Here is a 19,863-nt window from a genome sequence, read left to right as displayed (position 1 = left end):
TCACTCCTTGGCGGGTGTCCGCGCCAGCGCCAAGTCCGCCAGCCCGGCGGGCAGGGCACCGATCAGCCAGCTCATGAAGAGGGTCGGCAGGGGGAAGGCGATCCGGGAGCGGTCGCGTTCCAGCCCGCGCCGGATGATCCGGGCCGCCCGGTCGGCATCCATCAGGAGCGGCATGGGAAAGCGGTTGAGCGCGGTGATCCGGCTGCGGACGAAACCGGGGCAGATCACCGAGACTTGGATGCCGCTCTTGCGGAGGTCCAGCCGCAGCGACTCACCGTAGCTTTTTACGGCGGCCTTGCTGGCGCAGTAGGCCGGCGCTCCGGGAAACCCGTGGAAGCCGGCCATCGAGCTGACCAGGGCCAATTGGCCGCGGCCGCGCGCCCTCATGGGACCGATCAGCGGATGGATGGTGTTGAGCACCCCATCGACATTGACCGCCAGGATGCGCCGGGCTTGCTCCTCGGTCTCCCCGACCGCGCCGCTGGGATCGCGCCCGCCGGTCCCGCCGCTGATCCCGGCATTGGCGACGCACAGGTCGATCGGCGACGCGGCGTCCACCTCGGCCAGCCAGCGCCGCATGCCGTCGCGGTCGGTGACGTCGATGACCGCCGCCCGGACGGTCGCCCCGCGCGCGGCGCAGCGCTCCGCCACGCCATCCAGTCGGGCTTGGTCGCGCCCGGTCAGCACCAGCGTGGTCGAGGGAGCGGCATAGGCTTCGGCCAGAGCCTCGCCGATGCCGCTGGAGGCACCCGTGATCAGGATGACGCGGGGATCGCGCATGACAATGTCTCCAAGGCTGGCTCTTCGACGCTCGGCCACAGTCGCTTGTTGTGGCGGGACACCAGGGGTATAACGGCGGCCAACCAACGGTACTAGCGAGGCAGCGTTGAGCGCTCAACAACAAGTCGCCAGCATGACTGGTTTCGCGCGGGCCGAAGGGCGCGACCAGGGCCATGCCTGGACCTTCGAGATCAAGAGCGTCAACAGCAGGAACCTCGACCTCCGCTGCCGTCTGGCTCCGGGTTTCGACGCGCTGGAGCCGATCGCCCGCGCCGCCATTCCCCAGCGGGTCCGCCGTGGCAGCGTCAACGTGGCGCTGGCCGTCACCCGTACGGCGGCGGCCAACCAGATCCGGATCAACCGCGATCTGCTCGACCAGCTGATAGCGCTTTCGATGGAGCTTGGCGGCGCCACCGAGAAGCCCCGGCTGGACGCCTTGCTGGCGGTGCGCGGCGTTGTCGAGACGGTCGAGGACGCCGACGGCGGCGAGGATCGCGAGCGTCTGGAGGCGGCCATGGCGGCCACGCTCCAGCAGGCTCTGGACCACCTGTCCACCGTTCGTCTGGCGGAGGGCGCCCGGCTCGTCCATGTCCTCAACCAGCATTTGGATGAGATCGCCCGCTTGACCGATCAGGCGTCGGCCTGCGCGTCGCTCCAGCCGGAGGCGCTTCGGCAGAAGCTGCGCGGGCAGGTCGTGGCGTTGCTGGAAGCCATCCCGAGCCTGACCGAGGAGCGGCTGGCCCAGGAAGCGGCTTTGCTGATCACGCGCGCCGACGTCCGGGAGGAGTTGGACCGCCTGCGGGCCCATATCGCAGCGGCCCGCGACATGCTCGCCAAGGGCGGCGCCATCGGCAGGCAGCTGGACTTCCTGTGTCAGGAGTTCAACCGGGAAGCCAATACCCTTTGCTCCAAGTCGTCCGACGTGGAGCTGACGCGCACCGGCCTCGCCTTGAAGGCCGCCATCGAACAATTGCGTGAGCAGGCGCAGAACATCGAATGACCGTACCCATGGACATGCAGCCGGCGGGATCTGGCCCGGCGAAGATCGGACGCCGCGGGCTGATGCTGGTGCTGTCGTCGCCCTCGGGCGCCGGCAAGACGACCATCGCGCGCCGGATGCTTCAGCGGAACACCAACCTGACCATGTCGGTGTCGGTGACGACGCGGCCGATGCGGCCTGGTGAGGTCGATGGCGTCGATTATCACTTCATCGACCGCGACACCTTCGAGCGGATGGTCGAGGAGCGTCAACTGCTCGAACACGCCCGTGTCTTCGGCAACTACTACGGCACGCCGAAGGGGCCGGTCGAACTGTCGCTCGCCAAGGGACGGGAGATCCTGTTCGACATCGACTGGCAGGGCACCCAGCAACTCTCCGAGAACGCCCGCGAGGACTTGGTCAGCATCTTCGTGCTGCCGCCCTCCGCGAAGGAGTTGGAGCGGCGACTCCACGCCCGCGCCCAGGACAGCGCCGAGGTGATCGCCGGCCGGATGGCCAAGGCCTCGGACGAGATGAGCCACTACTTCGATTATGACTATGTGATCGTCAATCACGACGTCGAGTCCAGCGTCCATCAGGTCCAGACCATCCTGGAGGCCGAGCGCCTCAAGCGCCGACGCCAGATCGGCCTGTCCGACTTCGTGCGCCAGCTTCAGGAAGGTCTCTGAGGAAGCCAGGTGCCGGAGTTTTGGCCGTAGGGCCGTAGGTCGGGTAGAGCGCAGCGGCACCCGACCTACGAACGCGAGGCTTGATAGGCCCTGGCGAGCGCAGCGAAGCCGGCGACGGGGATCTCCTCCGCGCGCTGTGTCGGGATCAATCCCGCCTGCTCGATCAAGGACTCGGCATCGCCGATCGACTTGAGGCTGGCGCGCAGCATCTTGCGGCGCTGGCCGAACGCGGCGGCCGTCACCGTCTCCATCGCCGCGAACTCGGCCGGTTCGGGAGACTGGCGGGGGATCAGCTGGACGACGGTCGACTCGATCTTCGGTGGCGGCGTGAAGGCGCGGGCGGGGAGGTTGAACAGCGGCCGGACATCGGCGCGCCACTGCGAGATCACCGATAGCCGTCCATAGGTCTTGCCGCCCGGCTTCGCGGCCAAGCGGTCGGCGACCTCGCGCTGGAACATCAGGGTCAGGCTGCGGAACTGGTCGATCCGACGAAGCCAGCCGATCAGCAGGGGTGTGGCGACGTTGTAGGGCAGGTTGGCGACGATGGCGCGGGGGGCGGGGGCGAGCGCCTCGACATCGGCCTCCAGCGCGTCGCCTTCGACCAGTCGGAGCCGTCCCTCCGCCGCCTCGATCAGGTCGGCCAGGGCCGTGACGCAGCGGGGATCGCGCTCGATCGCCACGACGGCGGCGGCGTTGGTGTTCAGCAGGCCCCGCGTCAATCCACCCGGTCCCGGACCGATCTCGATCACGGTGACGCCGGTCAGGTCACCGGCGGCCCGGGCGATCCGGCCGGTCAGGTTGAGGTCGAGCAGGAAGTTCTGGCCCAGCGCCTTCTTGGCGCCCAGGTCGAACCGCGCGATGACATCGCGCAGCGGCGGCAATTCGTCGATTCGGCTCATTTGGGCGATGCGGCCGACAGCTTGCCACTGGCCCGGAAGCTGGCCATCTCGACCGCCGTCCGCATCGCCGCGATCAGGCTGCTTGGATCGGCCGTGCCGGAGCCGGCGATATCCAGCGCCGTGCCATGGTCGGGCGATGTCCGCACGAACGGCAGGCCCAGCGTGATGTTCACGCCGGTGTCGAAGTCGACCGTCTTCAACGGGATCAGCGCTTGATCATGGTACATGCAGAGCACGGCGTCGTAGCGGGCGCGGGCGGCGGTGTGGAACAGGGTATCCGCCGGCAGCGGGCCGATCACGTCATATCCCTCGTCCGCGAGTTGGGCGGCGGCCGGGGCGATGATCTCGATCTCCTCGGTTCCGAGCGAGCCGCCTTCCCCGCCATGGGGGTTGAGGGCGGCGAGGGCGAGGCGGGGGCGCTCGATGCCGAAATCGGCGGTCAAGGCGGCGGCGGTGACACGCCCGCACTGAACGATGCCGTCGATCGTCAGCGCGTCGATCGCGTCGCGCAGCGGCAGGTGGATGGTGATCGGAACCACGCGCAGCCCGCCGCCCGCCAGCATCATCACTGGCTCGGTCACGATGTCGGCCAAGGCCGCGAGGTATTCCGTATGTCCCGGATAGCCGAAGCCGGCCGCGTACAGCGCGCTCTTCTGGATCGGGTTGGTCACCATCGCGGCGCAGGCGCCCGACTGGACCAGAGCCACCGCCTGATCGATGCTGGCGAGCACGGCGGCGCCGTTGGCCGGATCGGGACGTCCAGGTTCCACCGGATGATCCAGCGTGATCGGTAGGACGGGCAGGGCACGCTCGAAGACCTGCGCCGCCCAGGCCGGGTCCGCGACTGTCACGACCGGCACGTCCAGCCCAATCCGTGCCGCCAGCGCGGAAATCCGCTCCGGATCGTCCAGCAGGACGAATGGCGGCACGGTCCGCGTGGTCCTCAAGGTCCAGGCCTTCAGCGCCAGCTCGCCACCGATTCCCGAGGGCTCGCCCATGGTCAGGGCGAGCGGAGGGCTTCCGCCTGGACCATCGCCGCGCATCAGATGCGCAGGTCCACGAAGGCGTCGCGGCGCAGGTCGCGGAGCAGCCGGCGTTGCAGCATGTCGAGTCGCTCCTGGCCCAGCGAGGCCATGACCTGATCGCGTGGCGGCAGGGTGCCTCCGGTGGTGCGCTGGTCGCGCAGCAGCAGGATGTGGTAGCCGGTCAGGCTGCGGATCGGGCGCGACGCCTGACCCGGCCTCAACTCACGCAGCACCGTGTCAAGCTCGTCCGGCAATTGGCCCTGCTGGACCCAACCCAGGTCGCCGCCATTGCTGGCCCCGGCCGACTGCGAGAACTGCCGGGCCACGGCGGGGAAGCTGGCGCCTTGGCCGATCTGCTCCACCAGCCGGTCGGCCAGACGCTTGATCTCGTCCTCGCGGTCGGGTGTGTCGACGGCGAGGAAGATTTCGGCCGTCAGGTATTCGGGCTTGCCGGCGTTGGCTTGGATGCGCTGGAGCACGGCGTCGATCTCGTCCTGGCCGATCTCGATGCTCGGGCGCAGTCGCCGCTGCACCAGCTTGCCCCAGGCGATGGTGGAGCGGATCTGGCTTTCCAGGGTGCTGCGCGGCACGCCCTGGCTCGCCAGCATCTTCTCCAGCTGGTCGCGATCCATCCGGTTCTGCTCGGCGACGCGGGCGAAGGCGTCGCCGATCTCCTTCTCGCCGACCGAGATGTTGGACCTCGTCGCCTCTTGGAGCTGAAGCCGTTCGTCGACCAGACCGCGCAGCACCTGGGGTGTCAGCCGCTGGCGGGTCTCCGCCGTGCTCGGCAGGCCGGATGAGACCAGCGCCAGTTGCAACCGGGCGGTCAGGTCCGATGTGGAGATGATGTCGTCGTTGACCACGGCGGCGATACCCTCGACCGAGCGTGCCGGTGGCGGAGCGATCGGAGCCGGTTCGGCGGGCCGGGCTTGCTGGGCTGGCGCCGCCGGACGCGGGGTCGCCTGCGGAGCCGGGCGGGGTGCCTGCTGCTGGGGCTGGGGCTTGGGAGCCTGCTGGGGAGCCGATTGGGGCGCCTGCTGCTGGCCACCCTGCGGCATGGTCTGGGGAGTGGCGAACTGGGCCGCCGCCGGAAGGGTGCCCAGGGCGAGTATCGCGGACGCGAGGGACGCCGCTATAATTCCGCTCCGGCGGGTGACGCCGCCGATGATTTCAAATACGGTTCTGTACACTGTCGGCCCTTCCAAAGCTTTGGGCGGTCTTGGGTTCGAAATATCCAGGGTCGAGGAGCGATCCTTGCGGCGTATCCCTAGCATCATCCGTCCTCCAGGTGGAGAAGTACGGCGATGCCGAGCAGCAGGCTGGCGCCGGCCGGTGCCCAGGCGGCCAGCGGCACCGGGATCGTCTCGGAAATACCGAAGGCGCGGACCACGTCGCTGAACAGGAACAGCACGAATCCGGTGACGACTCCGCCCGCGACCATCATCATCGTCCCGCCCCGGCGGGTCTGGCGGAGCGAGAAGGCGGCCGAGAACAGGACCATGGCGCAGAACAGCAGGGGTGTCGACAGCAGCGACTGGAAATGCAGGCGGTGCCGGGTCGCGGAGAAACCGGTGTCCTGCAACGTCTTGATGAAGCCGGGCAGCTCCCAAAAGGACAGGCTGTCCGGCGAGGCGAAGCTTTCCTGGATGCGTTCCAAAGTCAGATCGGTGTTCAGCCGGTACTCGGCGAACCGCTCGACCGGCGCCGTCCCGGTGTTGAGCCAGCCGTCACGGATCGTCCAGTGTCCCCGTTCCAGCGTCGCCGACGCGGCGTCGATCCGGCTCGAGAAGTCACCCTTGGTGTCGTACATGAAGACGTTGACCGGCTTCAGCGTGGCGGTGCCGGCTTCGGCGGTGTCGGCGTGGATCAGGACCTGCCCGTTTTCCTGGACCTGCCGGAGCCAGAGGCCCGACCCCGACACCACCAGCGAACTGGTCCGGCCGCGCAGGTAGCGGTCCTCCATCTTCTCGTAGCGGGCGACCAGCACGGAACCGACCGGGTTGATCACCGTGACCTGGAAGATGGCGATCAGCGGCGCCACGATCAGCACGGGCGCCAGGAACTGCCATGCGGAAACGCCGACCGCGCGCGCCACCACCAGTTCCTGGCTGCGCGTCAGCCTCCAGAACGTGAACATGCCGGCGAACAGGATGACGAAGGGAAACACCTGCTGGCCGATTTCCGGCAGCTTGAAGAAAGCCATGCGGATGACGACGGAGAAGGTGGCATCCGGCTTGCCGCCGGCGCGGCGCAGCAGTTCCACCGTGTCGACCAGCAGGATGATCGACAGCAGGATGCCCAACAGCATGCAGAAATAGAGGAGGAACTGCCGCCCGATATAGCGCGACAGCGTGGCCGAGGTTCTCATGGTCGCCTCACCCCGCCGCCGCCGGCCGCGCGCGGAATGCCCGGCTGCCGCGCAGCCGCTGGCGCAGCATCAGGAACCCGCCGACCAGCACGGGAATGGCCACCACGACATAGAGCAGCGGGATGAACGCGTTGTTGTTGACCGCCAGATTGGTGATGCCCAGCGCCGAGCTCTGCAGGACCAGCACGCACGCGACCGCGGCGATGATCCTGCGGCTTTGGCCGCGCCGGTTGAATTCCCCCACCAGCAGGATCGCGACACCCATCATGGTGAAGCCCAGGGAGAAGACCGGGCTGGTGTATCGCTGGTGCAATTCGGCGGTCAGGCGGTTCTTGAACGGCGCCAATTCCGGATGGTCCTCCGCGTGCAGCAGGTCGAAGGTCGACCGTTCGCGCGCGTCGGGCAGCCGGTCGCCCAGCTGTTTCTCGAACACGCGGAAATCCACGGCGTAACGGTCGAAATAGAGCTGGGACATGCGGCCGGTGGCGAGATCCACCTCCTGGCGGTTGCCGTCGAACACGACGACCCGGGTACCGGCCTCGCCCTCCACCGTCCGGCCGCGGTCGGCCATGATGGTGACCGGCTTGCCCGGCGTGCGGGTATCGTGGATCAGCAGCCCCTGCAACTCGCCGTCCTGCATCCGACGCCTGACATAGACGGTGACACCGTCACCCGCCTCGTTGAACACGCCCTCGCGCAGGAACACGGTCGAAAAATCGCTTTTCGCCAACGCTTCCAGCCGCGCCAGCTCGCGATGCGCCGCCGGGGCCAGATAGAGCGTCAGGACATAACCGATCATCGTCACGGCCAGCGCCAGGATCAGGGCGGGCTTGGCCAAGCCCCAGGTTCCCAGCCCGGCCGAACGCATCACCACCAGTTCCGAATCCATCGTGAGCCGGTTATAGGTGAACAGCACCGCCGCCAGCAGGCTGATCGGCAGCACGATCGACAGGAATGTCGGCAGGGTGACCAGCATCAGCTGGAGGAACAGGTAGATGGGGGCTCCACCGTCGACCACGATCTCGAGCAGGCGCAGCGACTGGGTCAACCAGATCACCAGCGTCAACCCGGCGGTGACGAAGATGGCCGCCACCGTGAGGTGGCGCAGGAGATAGGCGGTCAACCGTTTCATGGACTCGAACTTATACCCAGCCGTCCCGTCGTCCCATGACCGGGGCATCACCCCGACCGGCCACCCGACGGACGAAAGTGGCGCGTGAGCCCTGGTCGGCGTAGCTTGACAGCGTAGTGCTCGTGTTCTTTATCGGACACGCGCCGTCGAAACAACCATCCGATGCCGGGACGGCCAATTTGCCCAGTGCCGGGACGGCGAAATTGCCGTTGGGATAAAAGGCCCTAACTGGCCGCCTGTGATAAACCAAGAGGGTAGACATGAAATTCACGTTCTCCGATCTGACCCTTCCCGTGTCGCTGCCCAAATCCGGCTCGCTCGTTCTACCCGTCCTGGCCGAACGCACGCTGACGCCCGCCGGCACCGACCTGGACGGCAAGACCGGCGGCATGCTGACGCGCGCGATGGCCGCCAACAAGTTCTCCGGCAAGACGGACGAACTGCTGACCGTCGTGGCGCCGGGTGGCGTCGATCTCAACCACATCGTCCTGGTCGGCCTGGGCAAGCCCGACCAGATCACCGACCTGACCTTGCAGGATGCCGGTGGCGCCATTGTGGCGGCCTTGGGCAAAAACGCCGACGAGGTGACGGTCGTCGTCGATGAATTGGGCGGCGGGATGGCGCCGGCCACCGTCGCGGCGGAGATCGCGTTCGGCGCCCAGCTGCGCTCCTACCGGTTCGACAAGTACCGCACCAAGGAGAAGCCGGAGGCCAAGCCGTCGCTCCAGGCGATCACCCTGCTGACCTCCGACGCCGAAGGCGCCGCGTCGGTGTACGCCGCTCGCGAGGCGGTCGCCGACGGCGTCTTCCTGACCCGCGACGTCATCTCCGAGCCGGCCAACATCCTGTATCCGCGCACCCTGGCGGACCGCTGCGTCGAGCTGGGATCGCTGGGCGTCGAGGTCCAGGTGCTGGACCAGGACCAGATGGCGAGCCTCGGCATGGGAGCGCTGCTGGGTGTCGCCATGGGTAGCGTCAAGGAGCCGTATCTGGTCGTCATGAAGTATGACGGCGCTCCAGACGCCGAGGACAAGCGCCCGGTCGCCTTCGTCGGCAAGGGCGTCACCTTCGACACCGGCGGCATCTCGATCAAGCCGGCCGGCGGCATGGAGGACATGAAGTGGGACATGGGCGGCGCCGGCGTCGTCCTGGGCCTGATGAAGGCGCTGGCCGGCCGCAAGGCCAAGGTCAACGCGGTCGGCATCGTCGGCTTGGTCGAGAACATGCCGTCGGGCAGCGCCCAGCGGCCCGGTGACATCGTGACCAGCATGTCGGGCCAGACGATCGAGGTGCTGAACACCGACGCGGAGGGACGGCTGGTGCTGGCCGACGCCCTGTGGTTCACCCAGGACACCTTCAAGCCACGCGCCATGGTCAATCTGGCGACCTTGACCGGCGCCATCATCGTGGCCTTGGGAACGGAGCACGCGGGGCTGTTCTCCAACGACGACGCCCTGTCGGAGCAGCTGACGGCGGCCGGCCGCAAGGTCGGCGAGAAGCTGTGGCGGATGCCGATGAACGACGCCTACGACAAGGCGATCAACTCGGACGCGGCCGACGTCAAGAACATCGCGGGCAGCCGCGACGCCGGCAGCATCATCGGCGCCCAGTTCCTACAGCGGTTCGTCAACAACGTCCCGTGGGCCCACCTGGACATCGCCGGCGTGACCTGGTCGAAGAAGGATACCGGCACGATCCCGAAGGGCGCCACCTCGTTCGGCGTGCGCCTGCTCGACCGCTACGTCGCCGACGTTTACGAGTCCTGATGGAAGGGGGCCGCGCGGTAGCCAGTCTCCCGCGCGGCCATCCGACATGACCGAGATCCGGTTCTACCATCTTCAGCGGAAGACGCTGGAGGACGCCCTGCCGCAAATCCTGGAGAAGACCCTGGAGCGCGGCTGGCGGGCCGTCGTCATGGCCGGGTCGGAGGAGCGGGTGGAGGCGCTGACCCAGCATCTGTGGACCTATAAGGACTTCGGCTTCCTGCCCCATGGCAGCGCCCGCGACGGCGACGCCGAGCACCAGCCGATCTGGCTGACCACGGAGAAGGAGAACCCCAACGGTGCCACGGTGCTGATCCTGACCGACGGGGTCGAAACCGACCGTCTCGACGGCTTCACCCTGGTCTGCGAGATGTTCGACGGCAACGACTTCGACGCCGTTCAATCCGCCCGGCGCCGCTGGAAACAGTACAAGGCCGACAATCACGCGCTGACCTATTGGCAGCAGACCGACCGGGGAGGATGGGAGAAGAAGGCTTGAAGTCGACTGTTTTGGGGCTGCGGCGGCAATGCTTTCCACCGTAACGGCGTTGCTTCCTACCGTAGGTCGGCTATAGCGAAGCGGCAGCCGACAAGCAGGCGCGCCGGAATGGGTGTCGGCTGCCGCTTCGCTATAGCCGACCTGCGAATTGCACGATCTGATTGCAGCTGGGTGCTCTCGATACACTGAGTTTCATTCCGCCGTGACCGTGCGGCGGAGCGGGCTGGCGCCGGGGGGCCAGACGCCGCGGTCCACCGCCTCGCGGCCCTGGAAGACCAGATAGCTCTGGCGACCGTAATGGGGCAGGGGGCGCAGCAGCGCCTCCAGGCTGGCGCGGTCGTCCGCCGCCACGACCAGCACGGGGGCTCCCCCCTCGGCGCTGGCGGTCCAGACCCGCGCCGTGCCCTTGCCCCCCAGCGCCGCGGGAACGTCCCGCAAGCCATGCTCCGCCAGAGCCTCCGCCACGTCGGCGGTCGTCCCGATGATGGCGAGAGGCGTCCCCGCCACCGGCCGCCCGGCGGTGGCGCCGGCGTCCATCAGGCGGCCGGCCAACTCCCGCGCGGCATCCTGGTGGGGGCCCACCAGCAGTAGTCTGGTTCGCGGATCGAGGGTGACGTCGCGCAGGATCGGTGGGGCTTCCCCAGGTGCCAGATGACGGAACAGGCGGTAATCCGGATCGAGGGCGATCGCCACCGGTTCGGCGTCCAGATCGAGGGTCGCGGTGGTCTCCAGGCCATCCAAGGCGATGGTGCGCCGGAGCTTGCCGCCGGCCGTCTCGATCACCACCGGCACGTCGAGCCGATAGGTCGGCGAGCCCTGGCCGATCCTGACGGTGAGGGCGTGGCCGCCACGGGTCCGCTTGGTCGTGGCTTCGTCCAGGCGCAGCCTGGGGGCCCCGGTCCGCGCCACCCACTGGTGGAAGAACTCGCCCAGTTCCTGGCCCGACGTGGCCTCGAACGCCGCGCGAAGGTCGGACCAGCCGGCTTGCCGAAGGCGATGCCGTTCCCAGAACAGCCGGATGCCGCGGTCGAAGGCGTCGTCGCCGAGCCTGTCGCGCAGCATCAGGAACAGGTAGGCCGACTTGTCGTAGCCAATGATCTTGGCGGCGCCATGGACCCGCGCCTTGAAGTCGACGAGCGATCCATCGCGCTCCTCCGGCAGGGCCGCGTAGTCGCGCAACCAGCCGAACCGCATTTCTCGCGCCGCCTCGGGATCGCGTTCCGCCGTCAGGCCATAGTCGGCCATGTAGGTCGTCAGTCCCTCGCACCAATTGCCGGTGGCGTAATCGACCCGGACGCCATTGCCCCACCAGTTGTGCAGGATCTCGTGGGGGAGGGATTGGCCGCGCATGAAGGGCAGCGGCAGCACCTGGCGGCCGATATAGGTCAGGCCGGCGAAGCCCAGCCCGACGGGAAGGGGAGCCGACAGGATGGAGAAGCCCTGAAACGGATAGGGCCCGATCAGGTCGGAGAACCGCTTGATCTGGTCTTCGGCGACTTGGAGGTAATCATCCGACAATCCGGCTAGATCGGGTTCGAAATAGGTCCTCAGCCGGAGGTTTCCCGCCCATCGCTCCCGCATGTCCCACGGGCCGACGAACAGTGATGGCTCCTCGAAGGCGGGGGCGGCGGAGTAGACGGTATGCTCTGGCGTCTCCTCGATCAGGGTGCCGGTCGCCACGGCGCGGAAACCAGCGGGAACCCGCACCGTCAATCGATAGGCGACGCGCTCCGCGTCGATCACCGGCAGCCACGCCGCACCGCCCGGAAGGAAGCTTCCCATCGGGCTGGATCCCGCTTCCTCGCCACCGAACGGGCCACCGCCAGCATCAAGCGGAGCGAGTGGGCCCAAATAGGTGATCGTCACCCGCTTCTCGCCGGTCCCCTGGATCGGCACGCGCCAGCCGTCGGGGTTACCCGCGATCTCGATGGCGGCACCGTCGATCTCGACACTCGGGCGGGCGAACCGCGGTGACAAGCGGAACTCCAGCGTGCCATCGCCGGTCAGCGTGATCTCGTCTGTCACCTCCAGCCGACGCGCCGCCGGATCCAGGCGCGCGTCGATGTCGTGACCGACCTCGGGAAAGGTCGCGGCGAGGGCCGGGATGGGCACCAGTGTGGCCAGCAATAGGCGGAGTGGGAGGAGAGGTGTTCGCGACCAGCCTGTCATGCGGGGCTCCCGATGTTCTGGGGGTCGGCGGCGAGCGCCCGCCGCTCACCCCCAGAACGGCTGGACCTTCTCGAAATCACGCCAGCGGTCGGGCAGTTCGGTCAGCTGGCGCCGTGTCTTGCGGTCGAGCCATTCCTTGAACTCCTTGGCCGCCGCCTTGACGTCGCTTCCGGATTCAGCCCCGATCGCCTCGATCAGCCGGCGGCTGGTGGCTGCGTCGTTGAGTTGGCCGAGCAGGTCCTGCAAAGTTTCGATCGCCTCAAGATAGGGGCGAACCGCCGGTGCCGGATAGATGCCGCGAAAGAACTCCACCGCGTAACGCAACTTCTTGAAGCTGATGCGCAATTGGTGTCGACGATCGTCGTCCAGCTTGCGGATCTGGCGCCCGGCCTTGAGCGACTTGCGGTGCCGGGTGGCGAGCCAGCCCCCAGCGAGGTCCGCCATCGGTTTGGTCAGCAGCTCCCTGACCCCGGCATCGGCGTCCTCGTTCCAGCGGCCCGATTCCAGCCAGCTTCCCAGACCCAGCATCAGCGTGGTGTGCCGCGGCGCCCTTAGCGCCTCGATCGCGTGGGCCCGGGCCGAACCGCGGGATTGGGTGATGGCTTGGGCGAGCAGCCTGACGCCCTTGTCGTTACCCTTCTTCTCGGCGTACGAAGCGAAGAACGCCGTGTCGAGGATGTCCCAGTCCCGCGCGGGACCGAGCCGGTTCGCCAGCCACTTGACCTCGTTCCTCATGGAGTCCGCGTCGGGAGAGGCCACGACCTCGTCGAACAAGCCCAGCGCCGAGCGCAGGCGGCGCAGCGCCACCCGCATCTGGTGGACACCCTCGTCGCCGACGGCGGGGTCGTGGGCCACCGCCATCACGCTGGCCTGATTGGCGAGCGCATGCCCCATGCAGTTGCGGACGATGTGGCGGAATCCCTCGGCGACGGTGGTCGCCGGTGTCAGTGCCAGCGGCTGCGACTTGGAGGGCTGGGGCAGGGTGCCCGTAACCAGCGCGAAGCCCAGCTCCGCCTTGCTTTCCGTCCCGATGCGGAGGGGAACGATGCGCTGTATCCGCAAGGCGAGGTCGAACAACGCGGTGATCGATCCGGCCTTCAACTCCAACTCGATCTCGCTAATGGGTCGGTGGGTCACGCCGGCCCGGATCTCGCCGGTGTCCAAGGCGACCTCGATCGCCGTCAGGGGGTCGGGGCGGACCAGAAGGGTGGTGCGCTGGAAGTCGGTAACGAAGAGAGGCTGGATGTCGGGCAAGGCATCCTGGGGCACCAGCTCGCGGACGCTTTCCACGGTGAGCAGGGAGATGTCGGGGTCCTCGCTCGGGATCGGCCAGTCCCACTCGCGTCGGATCGCGACCGCCGCCGCGTCGCCGGGGGCGCCGGCGTTCAGCGTCTTGACGGTCTGGACATGGTTGTGACCCTGGCGCCGCACCCGCAAGGCCACGCCATGGGCCGCCAAGCGTCTGTCCGGCGTGTCGAAATAGATGGTGTGGAGACGCTGGCTGGAGGCCGTCCCATTCCGCGGGCCGATAAGGGCCGGGTGCCTCGCGAGACGCGTTAGATCGCCGGGCGCCACGTGAAGTTTCAGCTCGATCTCCCGCGCGCCCACGCCAGTGGCGGGGCGGTCCGTCGGAGGGGACGCCGAGGCTTTGGAAATCGCGCTGTCGCGGTTCTTTGGCAAGGGGGGAAAAGCCTCACGGGTCGCCGACTTGATAAGGGTCAATACCCGTCCCTGGGCTGATCGTTAAGTTAAATTTTTAGGAAGGACCAGCCGGAGCAGCGTTCCAGTCCGCGGTCCGATGTCGCTCCACCCGTGGATGTCGAAGGTCAGCTCCGCCAGCGCCCCTGTCGGAAACTTGCCCGCCACCGAGCGGAGGTCGGCCTCGTCGCCGGTTCCCGCCAGTTCCCGCGTCAGATATTGGAGGTCGGGGTTGTGGGCGACCAGCAGGACGCTGGTCACGTCATCGGGCAATTGGCGCAGCCGATGGAGCAACGCGCGCTCGCCGCAGAGATAGAGGCCGCGCTCGCGCGATATCTTGAATGGGAGCTCCTCCACTCCACCTCCCAGCTGGGACAGCACCAGATCCAGCGTATCGCCGGCCCGTTTGGCGGTGGAACACAGGATGAGATCGGGATGGAAGCCCCGAGCCAGGAGATGGCGGCCGATCAGCGTCGCCGCCCGGGCGCCGCGGGGCGCCAAGGGGCGATCGTGATCCGGCATGTCGGGATCGTCCCAGCCCGACTTGGCGTGACGCAGCAGGTGGAGTGTCTTCATTGTGTTTGACGAGCGCCCTCTACTGTCCCTATTCGCGGGACGCAGGATGACTCGGGAGACCGGGATACGTCGAGAACATTGCGATTTCGCTACGGATCGACTGTCAAACCGTAACCGAGTCACGCTATCGTGACCCTCCAATCCCTTGTTCGAGCCCGAGGCAGCCGTGACCAGCGCGCAGGAAATCGAATTACCCGAGATCGATCCCAACTCTCCGGACAGGTTCATCAACCGTGAACTGTCGTGGTTGGCGTTCAACCAGCGGGTCCTCGAAGAGTCGCTGAACCTTAATCATCCCTTGCTGGAACGGCTGCGCTTCCTGTCGATCTCGGCCAGCAACCTCGATGAATTCTACATGGTCCGTGTCGCCGGTCTCAAGGCGCAGGTCCGCGCCGGCATCACGACGCTTTCCGATGACAACCTGAGCCCGGCCCAGCAATTGTCGGCCGTCAACCAGCGCGTGATCGAGCTGATGCGCGACCAGCAGAACGGCTGGCGGACGATCCGGAAGGACCTGCGCGACGCCGGCATCAGCGTGGTCGATCCGAGCGAACTGACCGACAGCGAGATCGACTGGCTGGAAGCGCGCTTCCTGGACGACATCTTCCCGATCCTGACCCCGATCGCGGTCGATCCAGCCCATCCGTTCCCGTTCATCCCCAATCTCGGCTTCAGCCTGGCGCTCCAGCTCTACGATCCGGACCGCAGCCAGAACCTGGACGCCCTGTTGCCGATGCCGTCGCAGCTGGAGCGGTTCATCCGCCTGCCGGGATCGGATGTCCGCTTCGTGCTGATCGAGCAGTTGGTCCTGCTGTTCCTCGACCGCATCTTTCCGGCCCCGTTCAAGCTGACCGGGCATGGCGTCTTCCGCGTCCTGCGCGACAGCGAGATGGAGATCGACGAGGAGGCGGAGGATCTGGTCCGCACCTTCGAGAGCGCCCTGAAGCGGCGGCGCCGGGGCAGCGTGATCCGACTGGCGGTCAATATCGGCATGGCCCCCGACCTGCGCGAGTTCCTGCGCAACCAGCTTCACGTCAACAACGACGACGTGTTCGTGCTGGAGGGGCTGATCGGGCTGTCCGACACCAAGCAGCTGATCATCGACGAGCGGCCGGATCTGGTCTTTCCGCCCTACAACGCGCGCTTTCCCGAACGGATCCGCGATTTCGGCGGCGATTGCTTCGCGGCGATCCGGCACAAGGACATCGTCGTCCACCACCCCTACGAGAGCTTCGACGTCGTCGTCCAGTTCCTGCGGCAGGCCGCGCGCGATCCTTCGGTGGTCGCGATCAAGCAGACGCTGTACCGCACCAGCAAGAACTCGCCCATCGTCGCGGCGCTGGTCGAGGCCGCCGACGCCGGCAAGACCGTGACCGCGCTGGTCGAGTTGAAGGCCCGGTTCGACGAGGAGGCGAATATCCAGTGGGCCCGCGACCTCGAACGCGCGGGCGCGCAGGTGGTCTATGGCTTCGTCGACCTCAAGACCCATGCCAAGGTCTCGCTGGTGGTTCGGCGCGAGGCCAAGGGCCTGCGCAGCTATGTCCACTTCGGGACCGGCAACTATCACCCGATCACCGCCAAGATCTACACCGACCTGTCTTTCTTCACCTGCGATCCCAGCCTGTGTCATGACGCCGCGTTCATGTTCAACTACATGACCGGCTACGCGACGCCCAAATCGCTGAAGAAGATCGCTATCGCCCCGCTGGCGCTGCGCGAGAAGCTGGTCGACATGATCGACCGGGAGATCGCCTTCGCCCGCTCCGGCAAGCCGGGCCGCATCTGGCTGAAGCTCAACTCGCTGGTTGATTCGCGCCTGATCGACAAGCTGTACCAGGCGTCGGGCGAGGGCGTGCAGATCGACATGGTGATCCGTGGCATCTGCTGCCTGAGGCCAGGCGTGCCGGGCCTATCGGACAACATCCGGGTCAAGAGCATCGTCGGGCGCTTCCTGGAGCATAGCCGCGTCATCTGCTTCGGCAATGGACACACTTTGCCGTCGTCCGAGGCCAAGGTGTTCATCTCGTCGGCCGACTGGATGCCGCGCAACCTGGATCGGCGGATCGAGACGCTGGTCCCGATCGAGAACCCGACGGTTCACCAGCAGATCCTGGACCAGATCATGGTCGCCAACCTGAAGGATGAGGCACAGAGTTGGTACCTGTCGTCCGACGGAAGCTACCAGCGAGTCGGCATCGACAAGGACGCCTTCAGTGCCCATACCTATTTCATGACCAATCCCAGCCTGTCCGGCCGGGGCAGCGCCACCACCGGCGCCCGGATTCCACCCCGGCTGGTCCTGCAATCCAAGTAGCGCGTCATCCAGCGCCGCCATTCAGAACAGATCGTTTCAATGCGCCACGGGCTCCACGACATGACCCTTACCCTCGATCGGCGTCCGGCCACCGACCTGATGCGATCCGAACGAATCGCCGTGATCGACATCGGCTCCAATTCGATCCGGCTGGTCGTCTATGACGGACTTCATCGGGCGCCCGTCCCGCTGTTCAACGAGAAGATCATGTGCGGCCTCGGCCGCAAGGTGGAGCGGACGGGGCGCTTGAACCCCGAGGGGGTGACCCTGGCGCTGGACAACATCGGTCGCTTCGCACGCCTGATCGACGGCATGGATGTCGCCCGTGTCGACGTGCTGGCGACGGCGGCGGTGCGCGACGCCAGCGATGGCGCCGATTTCGTCCGCGAGATCGAGGCGCGCACCGGGCTGACCGTCCGAACCATCGCGGGGGAGGAGGAGGCCCGGCTTTCGGCCATGGGGGTGCTGTCCGGAACGCCGGGAGCGGATGGGCTGATGGGCGATCTGGGAGGCGGCAGCCTGGAACTGGTCGGGCTGGACCGGGGCGTCATCGGGCCGCAGGTGACCATGCCGCTGGGGCCGCTGAGGCTGGTCGAATCCTGCGGCGGCAAGCTACCGGCGGCGACCCGCGTCATCGACCAGCACCTCAAGGCGCTGCCCTGGCTGGCCCAGCACAAGGGCAGGCCGTTCTATCCGGTGGGAGGAAGCTGGCGCGCGCTGGCGAAGCTGCACATGGAGCGGGTGAACCATCCGCTGCACATCATCCACCACTATACCGTCGGTGGCGAGGAACTGCGCGCCTTCGCGGGGGAAATCTCCAGGCTCGGCCGACCCGCCGTGGACAAGCTGTCCGGGGTGTCGCGGCGGCGCTCCGACACCCTGCCATTCGCGGCGCTGGCGTTGGAGCGGCTGTTGGCGACCGTCCAGCCCTCCACGGTCGTGTTCTCCGCCCATGGCCTGCGCGAGGGACTGCTGTTCGACATGCTGGACGCCAGCGAGCGCCAGAAGGACCCCCTGATCAGCGCCTGCGCCGGGCTGGCGAAACGGATCGGCCGCTTCGACCAGGGCGAGATCATCACGAACTGGACGGCGTCGCTGTTCGCCGGCGAGGACGAGCCTTCGGCCCGCCTGCGCCGCGCGTCCTGTCTGCTGAGCGATCTCGGCTGGTCGGAACACCCGGACTACAGGGCCGAGCACGCCTATCTGCGCATCCTGCGCATGCCCTTCGCCGGGATCGATCATGACGAGCGGGCGTTCCTGGCGCTGGTCGCCTTCGCGCGCTACGGCGGACGGCCCGACGATCCGCTGACTGCCGTCGCCCGCGGGCTGGTCCGGGAGGGAGTGGCTGCCAAGGCGGCGATCCTGGGTCTGGCGCTCCGGTTGGCCCAGACCCTGACCGGCGGCGTCGCCACCCTGCTTCAGCGGACCAGCTTGACGGTGGACGAGGAGACGCTGACCCTGACCATCCCGGAGGATGCCCGGGTCCTGATCGGCGATTCGGTCCAGCGCCGGCTCGACGTTGTCGCCAAGGGGCTGAACCGCCGGGGTGCCGTCGCGGTGTCCAATCCGCCGAGATAAGAGTAGGCGGCGCGGGCCTCAGCTGGCCGCGCCGTCCTCCGCCGGGACGCCGATCGGCACGAGCCTGACGCGTTTGTCCTCGATCGCCAGACCGACCCGGCCATGCTTGAGGGCGAGGGCCGCGTCGCCGAACATGTCGCGGCGCCAGCCCTTGAGTGCTGGCACCGGGGCGTCGTCGTCGGCGGCGATGGCCTCCAGGTCGCTGGAGCTGGCGACCAGCTTGGTCGCGACCTCCTCGTCCTCGCACTTCATCTTCAGCAGCACGCGCAGCAGCTCGACGATCGGCGCCAGGCCGGGCGGCAGTTCGGCGCGCGGTTCGCCGGTCGGGCAGGCGTCGACCGGAGTGGCGATGCCGCGCTCGACGGCGGCCAGCAATTCGGAGCCCCAGCGGCCTTCCGCCACGCTCCGGCCAAGACCCCGGGTCCGCGCCAGATCGTCGACCGAGGTCGGGGCGTGCGAGGCGATCTCCAGCAGGGCCTCGTCGCGCAGCACGCGGGAGCGCGGAATGTCATTGCGCTGGGCCTCGCGCTCGCGCCACGCCGCGACCTCCTTCAGGATGGCGAGGAAGCGCGGCTTGTCGGTCCGCACCTTCAGCCGCTTCCAGGCCTCGTCCGGCTCGACCTTGTAGGTCGCGGGATCGGTCAGGACCGCCATCTCCTCGTCCAGCCAGCTGGCGCGGCCGGTGCGGACCAGCCGCCGCTTCAGCTTCTCGTAGGCCGGTCGGAGGTGGGTCACGTCGGACAGGGCATAGGTCAGCTGGCGCTCGGTCAGCGGCCGGGCCGACCAGTCGGTGAAGCGCGATGATTTGTCGACCCTGGCGCCCGCCAGCTTCGCGATCAGGGTTTCGTACCCGACGCTGTCGCCGAAGCCGCAGACCATGGCCGCGACCTGGGTGTCGAACAGCGGCTTGGGAATGGCGCCCGCCAGATTGTGGAAGATCTCCACGTCCTGGCGCGCCGCGTGGAACACCTTGAGGACGGACTGGTCCGCCATCAGGTTGAACAACGGCGTCAGATCGATGCCATCCGCCTGGGGATCGATCGCGACCGCCTCATCCGGTCCAGCGATCTGGATCAGGCAAAGCTTGGGCCAGAACGTCTTCTCCCGCATGAATTCGGTGTCGACGGTGATGTAGTCCGCCGACTTCAGACGTTCGCACAACGCCTCCAGATCGGCTGTGGTCGAAATAAGGGTCATGGGACAGTCATACAACACCCGGAGCCCCTGGAAAAGCGGGGCTGCTTCAACTTGACAACGCGCTTGCATCCATGTGCTTCTGCGCCATCATCCAACCTCCAGGGCCGGACCCCGGGCTGAAGCCCAGGCATGTCGCCCTGGCCGATCCGGCGCCGCCGTCCTTGTCATGGCGGCGCCGACAACTGCTATTTCAAGGT

General features: G+C 67.4%; 16 protein-coding genes. 6 read left to right on the top strand and 10 right to left on the bottom strand.

Annotated elements, in window-relative coordinates; translation table 11 throughout:
• Window positions 1-780, bottom strand: a complete 780-nt coding sequence (locus N825_RS13905) for an SDR family NAD(P)-dependent oxidoreductase (RefSeq protein ID WP_037452651.1) — start codon at window positions 778-780, stop codon at window positions 1-3.
• 133 nt (window positions 781-913) lie between these two features.
• Here N825_RS13905 and N825_RS13900 point away from each other — a divergent pair, with 133 nt between their 5' ends.
• Both N825_RS13900 and gmk read left to right on the top strand, forming a co-directional pair.
• A complete protein-coding gene (locus N825_RS13900; protein WP_037452648.1) occupies window positions 914-1,780 on the top strand; it encodes a YicC/YloC family endoribonuclease in 867 nt (288 codons plus the stop codon).
• A 14-nt stretch (window positions 1,781-1,794) separates the two neighbouring features.
• Window positions 1,795-2,448: a guanylate kinase gene (gmk, locus tag N825_RS13895; protein ID WP_037453066.1), complete on the top strand. Its 654-nt coding sequence runs from the start codon at window positions 1,795-1,797 to the stop codon at window positions 2,446-2,448.
• A gap of 65 nt (window positions 2,449-2,513) precedes the next feature.
• On the opposite strand, the gene rsmA is transcribed toward gmk, so the two are convergent.
• The 5 genes from rsmA to lptF form a co-directional block, all read right to left on the bottom strand.
• A complete protein-coding gene (rsmA, locus tag N825_RS13890; RefSeq protein ID WP_037452647.1) occupies window positions 2,514-3,347 on the bottom strand; it encodes a 16S rRNA (adenine(1518)-N(6)/adenine(1519)-N(6))-dimethyltransferase RsmA in 834 nt (277 codons plus the stop codon).
• Window positions 3,344-4,390, bottom strand: a complete 1,047-nt coding sequence (gene pdxA / locus N825_RS13885; RefSeq protein WP_037452645.1) for a 4-hydroxythreonine-4-phosphate dehydrogenase PdxA — start codon at window positions 4,388-4,390, stop codon at window positions 3,344-3,346. Before pdxA ends, rsmA begins: the two co-directional genes overlap by 4 nt.
• Window positions 4,390-5,562 (bottom strand): peptidylprolyl isomerase, encoded by a 1,173-nt coding sequence (locus tag N825_RS13880; protein WP_245613108.1) that lies wholly within the window; start codon window positions 5,560-5,562, stop codon window positions 4,390-4,392. The genes pdxA and N825_RS13880 overlap by 1 nt, the downstream gene beginning before the upstream one ends.
• An 83-nt stretch (window positions 5,563-5,645) precedes the next feature.
• Complete coding sequence (gene lptG / locus N825_RS13875) at window positions 5,646-6,740, bottom strand: LPS export ABC transporter permease LptG (RefSeq protein WP_037452643.1); 1,095 nt, start codon at window positions 6,738-6,740, stop codon at window positions 5,646-5,648.
• 7 nt (window positions 6,741-6,747) lie between these two features.
• Window positions 6,748-7,872, bottom strand: a complete 1,125-nt coding sequence (gene lptF / locus N825_RS13870) for an LPS export ABC transporter permease LptF (RefSeq protein WP_051512342.1) — start codon at window positions 7,870-7,872, stop codon at window positions 6,748-6,750.
• Between the two features lie 260 nt (window positions 7,873-8,132).
• Between lptF and N825_RS13865 the strand changes: the two genes are divergently transcribed.
• The gene (locus N825_RS13865; protein WP_037452641.1) at window positions 8,133-9,638 is read left to right on the top strand and encodes a leucyl aminopeptidase; all 1,506 of its coding nucleotides are present in this window, start codon (window positions 8,133-8,135) and stop codon (window positions 9,636-9,638) included.
• A 46-nt stretch (window positions 9,639-9,684) separates the two neighbouring features.
• Complete coding sequence (locus N825_RS13860; protein WP_037452639.1) at window positions 9,685-10,134, top strand: DNA polymerase III subunit chi; 450 nt, start codon at window positions 9,685-9,687, stop codon at window positions 10,132-10,134.
• Between the two features lie 192 nt (window positions 10,135-10,326).
• Here N825_RS13860 and N825_RS13855 read toward each other — a convergent pair whose 3' ends face one another.
• From N825_RS13855 to N825_RS13845, 3 genes are all read right to left on the bottom strand, one after another.
• Window positions 10,327-12,303 (bottom strand): M1 family metallopeptidase, encoded by a 1,977-nt coding sequence (locus N825_RS13855; protein ID WP_037452637.1) that lies wholly within the window; start codon window positions 12,301-12,303, stop codon window positions 10,327-10,329.
• A 45-nt stretch (window positions 12,304-12,348) separates the two neighbouring features.
• Window positions 12,349-13,983, bottom strand: a complete 1,635-nt coding sequence (locus N825_RS13850) for a CYTH and CHAD domain-containing protein (protein ID WP_051512341.1) — start codon at window positions 13,981-13,983, stop codon at window positions 12,349-12,351.
• Window positions 13,984-14,046: 63 nt separating this feature from the next.
• Entirely contained in the window at window positions 14,047-14,577 is a 531-nt protein-coding gene (locus tag N825_RS13845) for a SixA phosphatase family protein (protein ID WP_037452634.1), read from the bottom strand.
• Between the two features lie 166 nt (window positions 14,578-14,743).
• On the opposite strand from N825_RS13845, the gene N825_RS13840 reads away from it, so the two are divergent.
• Both N825_RS13840 and N825_RS13835 read left to right on the top strand, forming a co-directional pair.
• A complete protein-coding gene (locus N825_RS13840; RefSeq protein ID WP_037453055.1) occupies window positions 14,744-16,891 on the top strand; it encodes an RNA degradosome polyphosphate kinase in 2,148 nt (715 codons plus the stop codon).
• A 60-nt stretch (window positions 16,892-16,951) separates the two neighbouring features.
• Window positions 16,952-18,469 carry a Ppx/GppA family phosphatase gene (locus N825_RS13835; protein WP_037453053.1) on the top strand — a complete coding sequence of 506 codons (1,518 nt, stop codon included), beginning with the start codon at window positions 16,952-16,954 and terminating at the stop codon, window positions 18,467-18,469.
• An 18-nt stretch (window positions 18,470-18,487) separates the two neighbouring features.
• On the opposite strand, the gene rnd is transcribed toward N825_RS13835, so the two are convergent.
• On the bottom strand, window positions 18,488-19,666 hold the full coding sequence (rnd, locus tag N825_RS13830) for a ribonuclease D (protein ID WP_037452631.1): 1,179 nt from the start codon (window positions 19,664-19,666) through the stop codon (window positions 18,488-18,490).
• Window positions 19,667-19,863: the final 197 nt, after the last annotated feature.

The organism is Skermanella stibiiresistens SB22 (genome assembly GCF_000576635.1).
Taxonomy (GTDB): Bacteria; Pseudomonadota; Alphaproteobacteria; order Azospirillales; family Azospirillaceae; genus Skermanella; species Skermanella stibiiresistens.
Note: the sequence above shows the minus strand (reverse complement) of the source record. Positions and strands in the feature narration are given on the sequence as shown.

Bases quoted from the DNA above. Each gene is read 5' to 3' on its own strand.
- N825_RS13905 (WP_037452651.1), bottom strand. From the start codon at position 780: ATGCGCGATCCCCGCGTCATCCTGATCACGGGTGCCTCCAGCGGCATC.
- N825_RS13900 (WP_037452648.1), top strand. From the start codon at position 914: ATGACTGGTTTCGCGCGGGCCGAAGGGCGCGACCAGGGCCATGCCTGG.
- gmk (WP_037453066.1), top strand. From the start codon at position 1,795: ATGCAGCCGGCGGGATCTGGCCCGGCGAAGATCGGACGCCGCGGGCTG.
- rsmA (WP_037452647.1), bottom strand. From the start codon at position 3,347: ATGAGCCGAATCGACGAATTGCCGCCGCTGCGCGATGTCATCGCGCGG.
- pdxA (WP_037452645.1), bottom strand. From the start codon at position 4,390: ATGCGCGGCGATGGTCCAGGCGGAAGCCCTCCGCTCGCCCTGACCATG.
- lptG (WP_037452643.1), bottom strand. From the start codon at position 6,740: ATGAGAACCTCGGCCACGCTGTCGCGCTATATCGGGCGGCAGTTCCTC.
- lptF (WP_051512342.1), bottom strand. From the start codon at position 7,872: ATGAAACGGTTGACCGCCTATCTCCTGCGCCACCTCACGGTGGCGGCC.
- N825_RS13865 (WP_037452641.1), top strand. From the start codon at position 8,133: ATGAAATTCACGTTCTCCGATCTGACCCTTCCCGTGTCGCTGCCCAAA.
- N825_RS13860 (WP_037452639.1), top strand. From the start codon at position 9,685: ATGACCGAGATCCGGTTCTACCATCTTCAGCGGAAGACGCTGGAGGAC.
- N825_RS13855 (WP_037452637.1), bottom strand. From the start codon at position 12,303: ATGACAGGCTGGTCGCGAACACCTCTCCTCCCACTCCGCCTATTGCTG.
- N825_RS13845 (WP_037452634.1), bottom strand. From the start codon at position 14,577: ATGAAGACACTCCACCTGCTGCGTCACGCCAAGTCGGGCTGGGACGAT.
- N825_RS13835 (WP_037453053.1), top strand. From the start codon at position 16,952: ATGACCCTTACCCTCGATCGGCGTCCGGCCACCGACCTGATGCGATCC.
- rnd (WP_037452631.1), bottom strand. From the start codon at position 19,666: ATGACCCTTATTTCGACCACAGCCGATCTGGAGGCGTTGTGCGAACGT.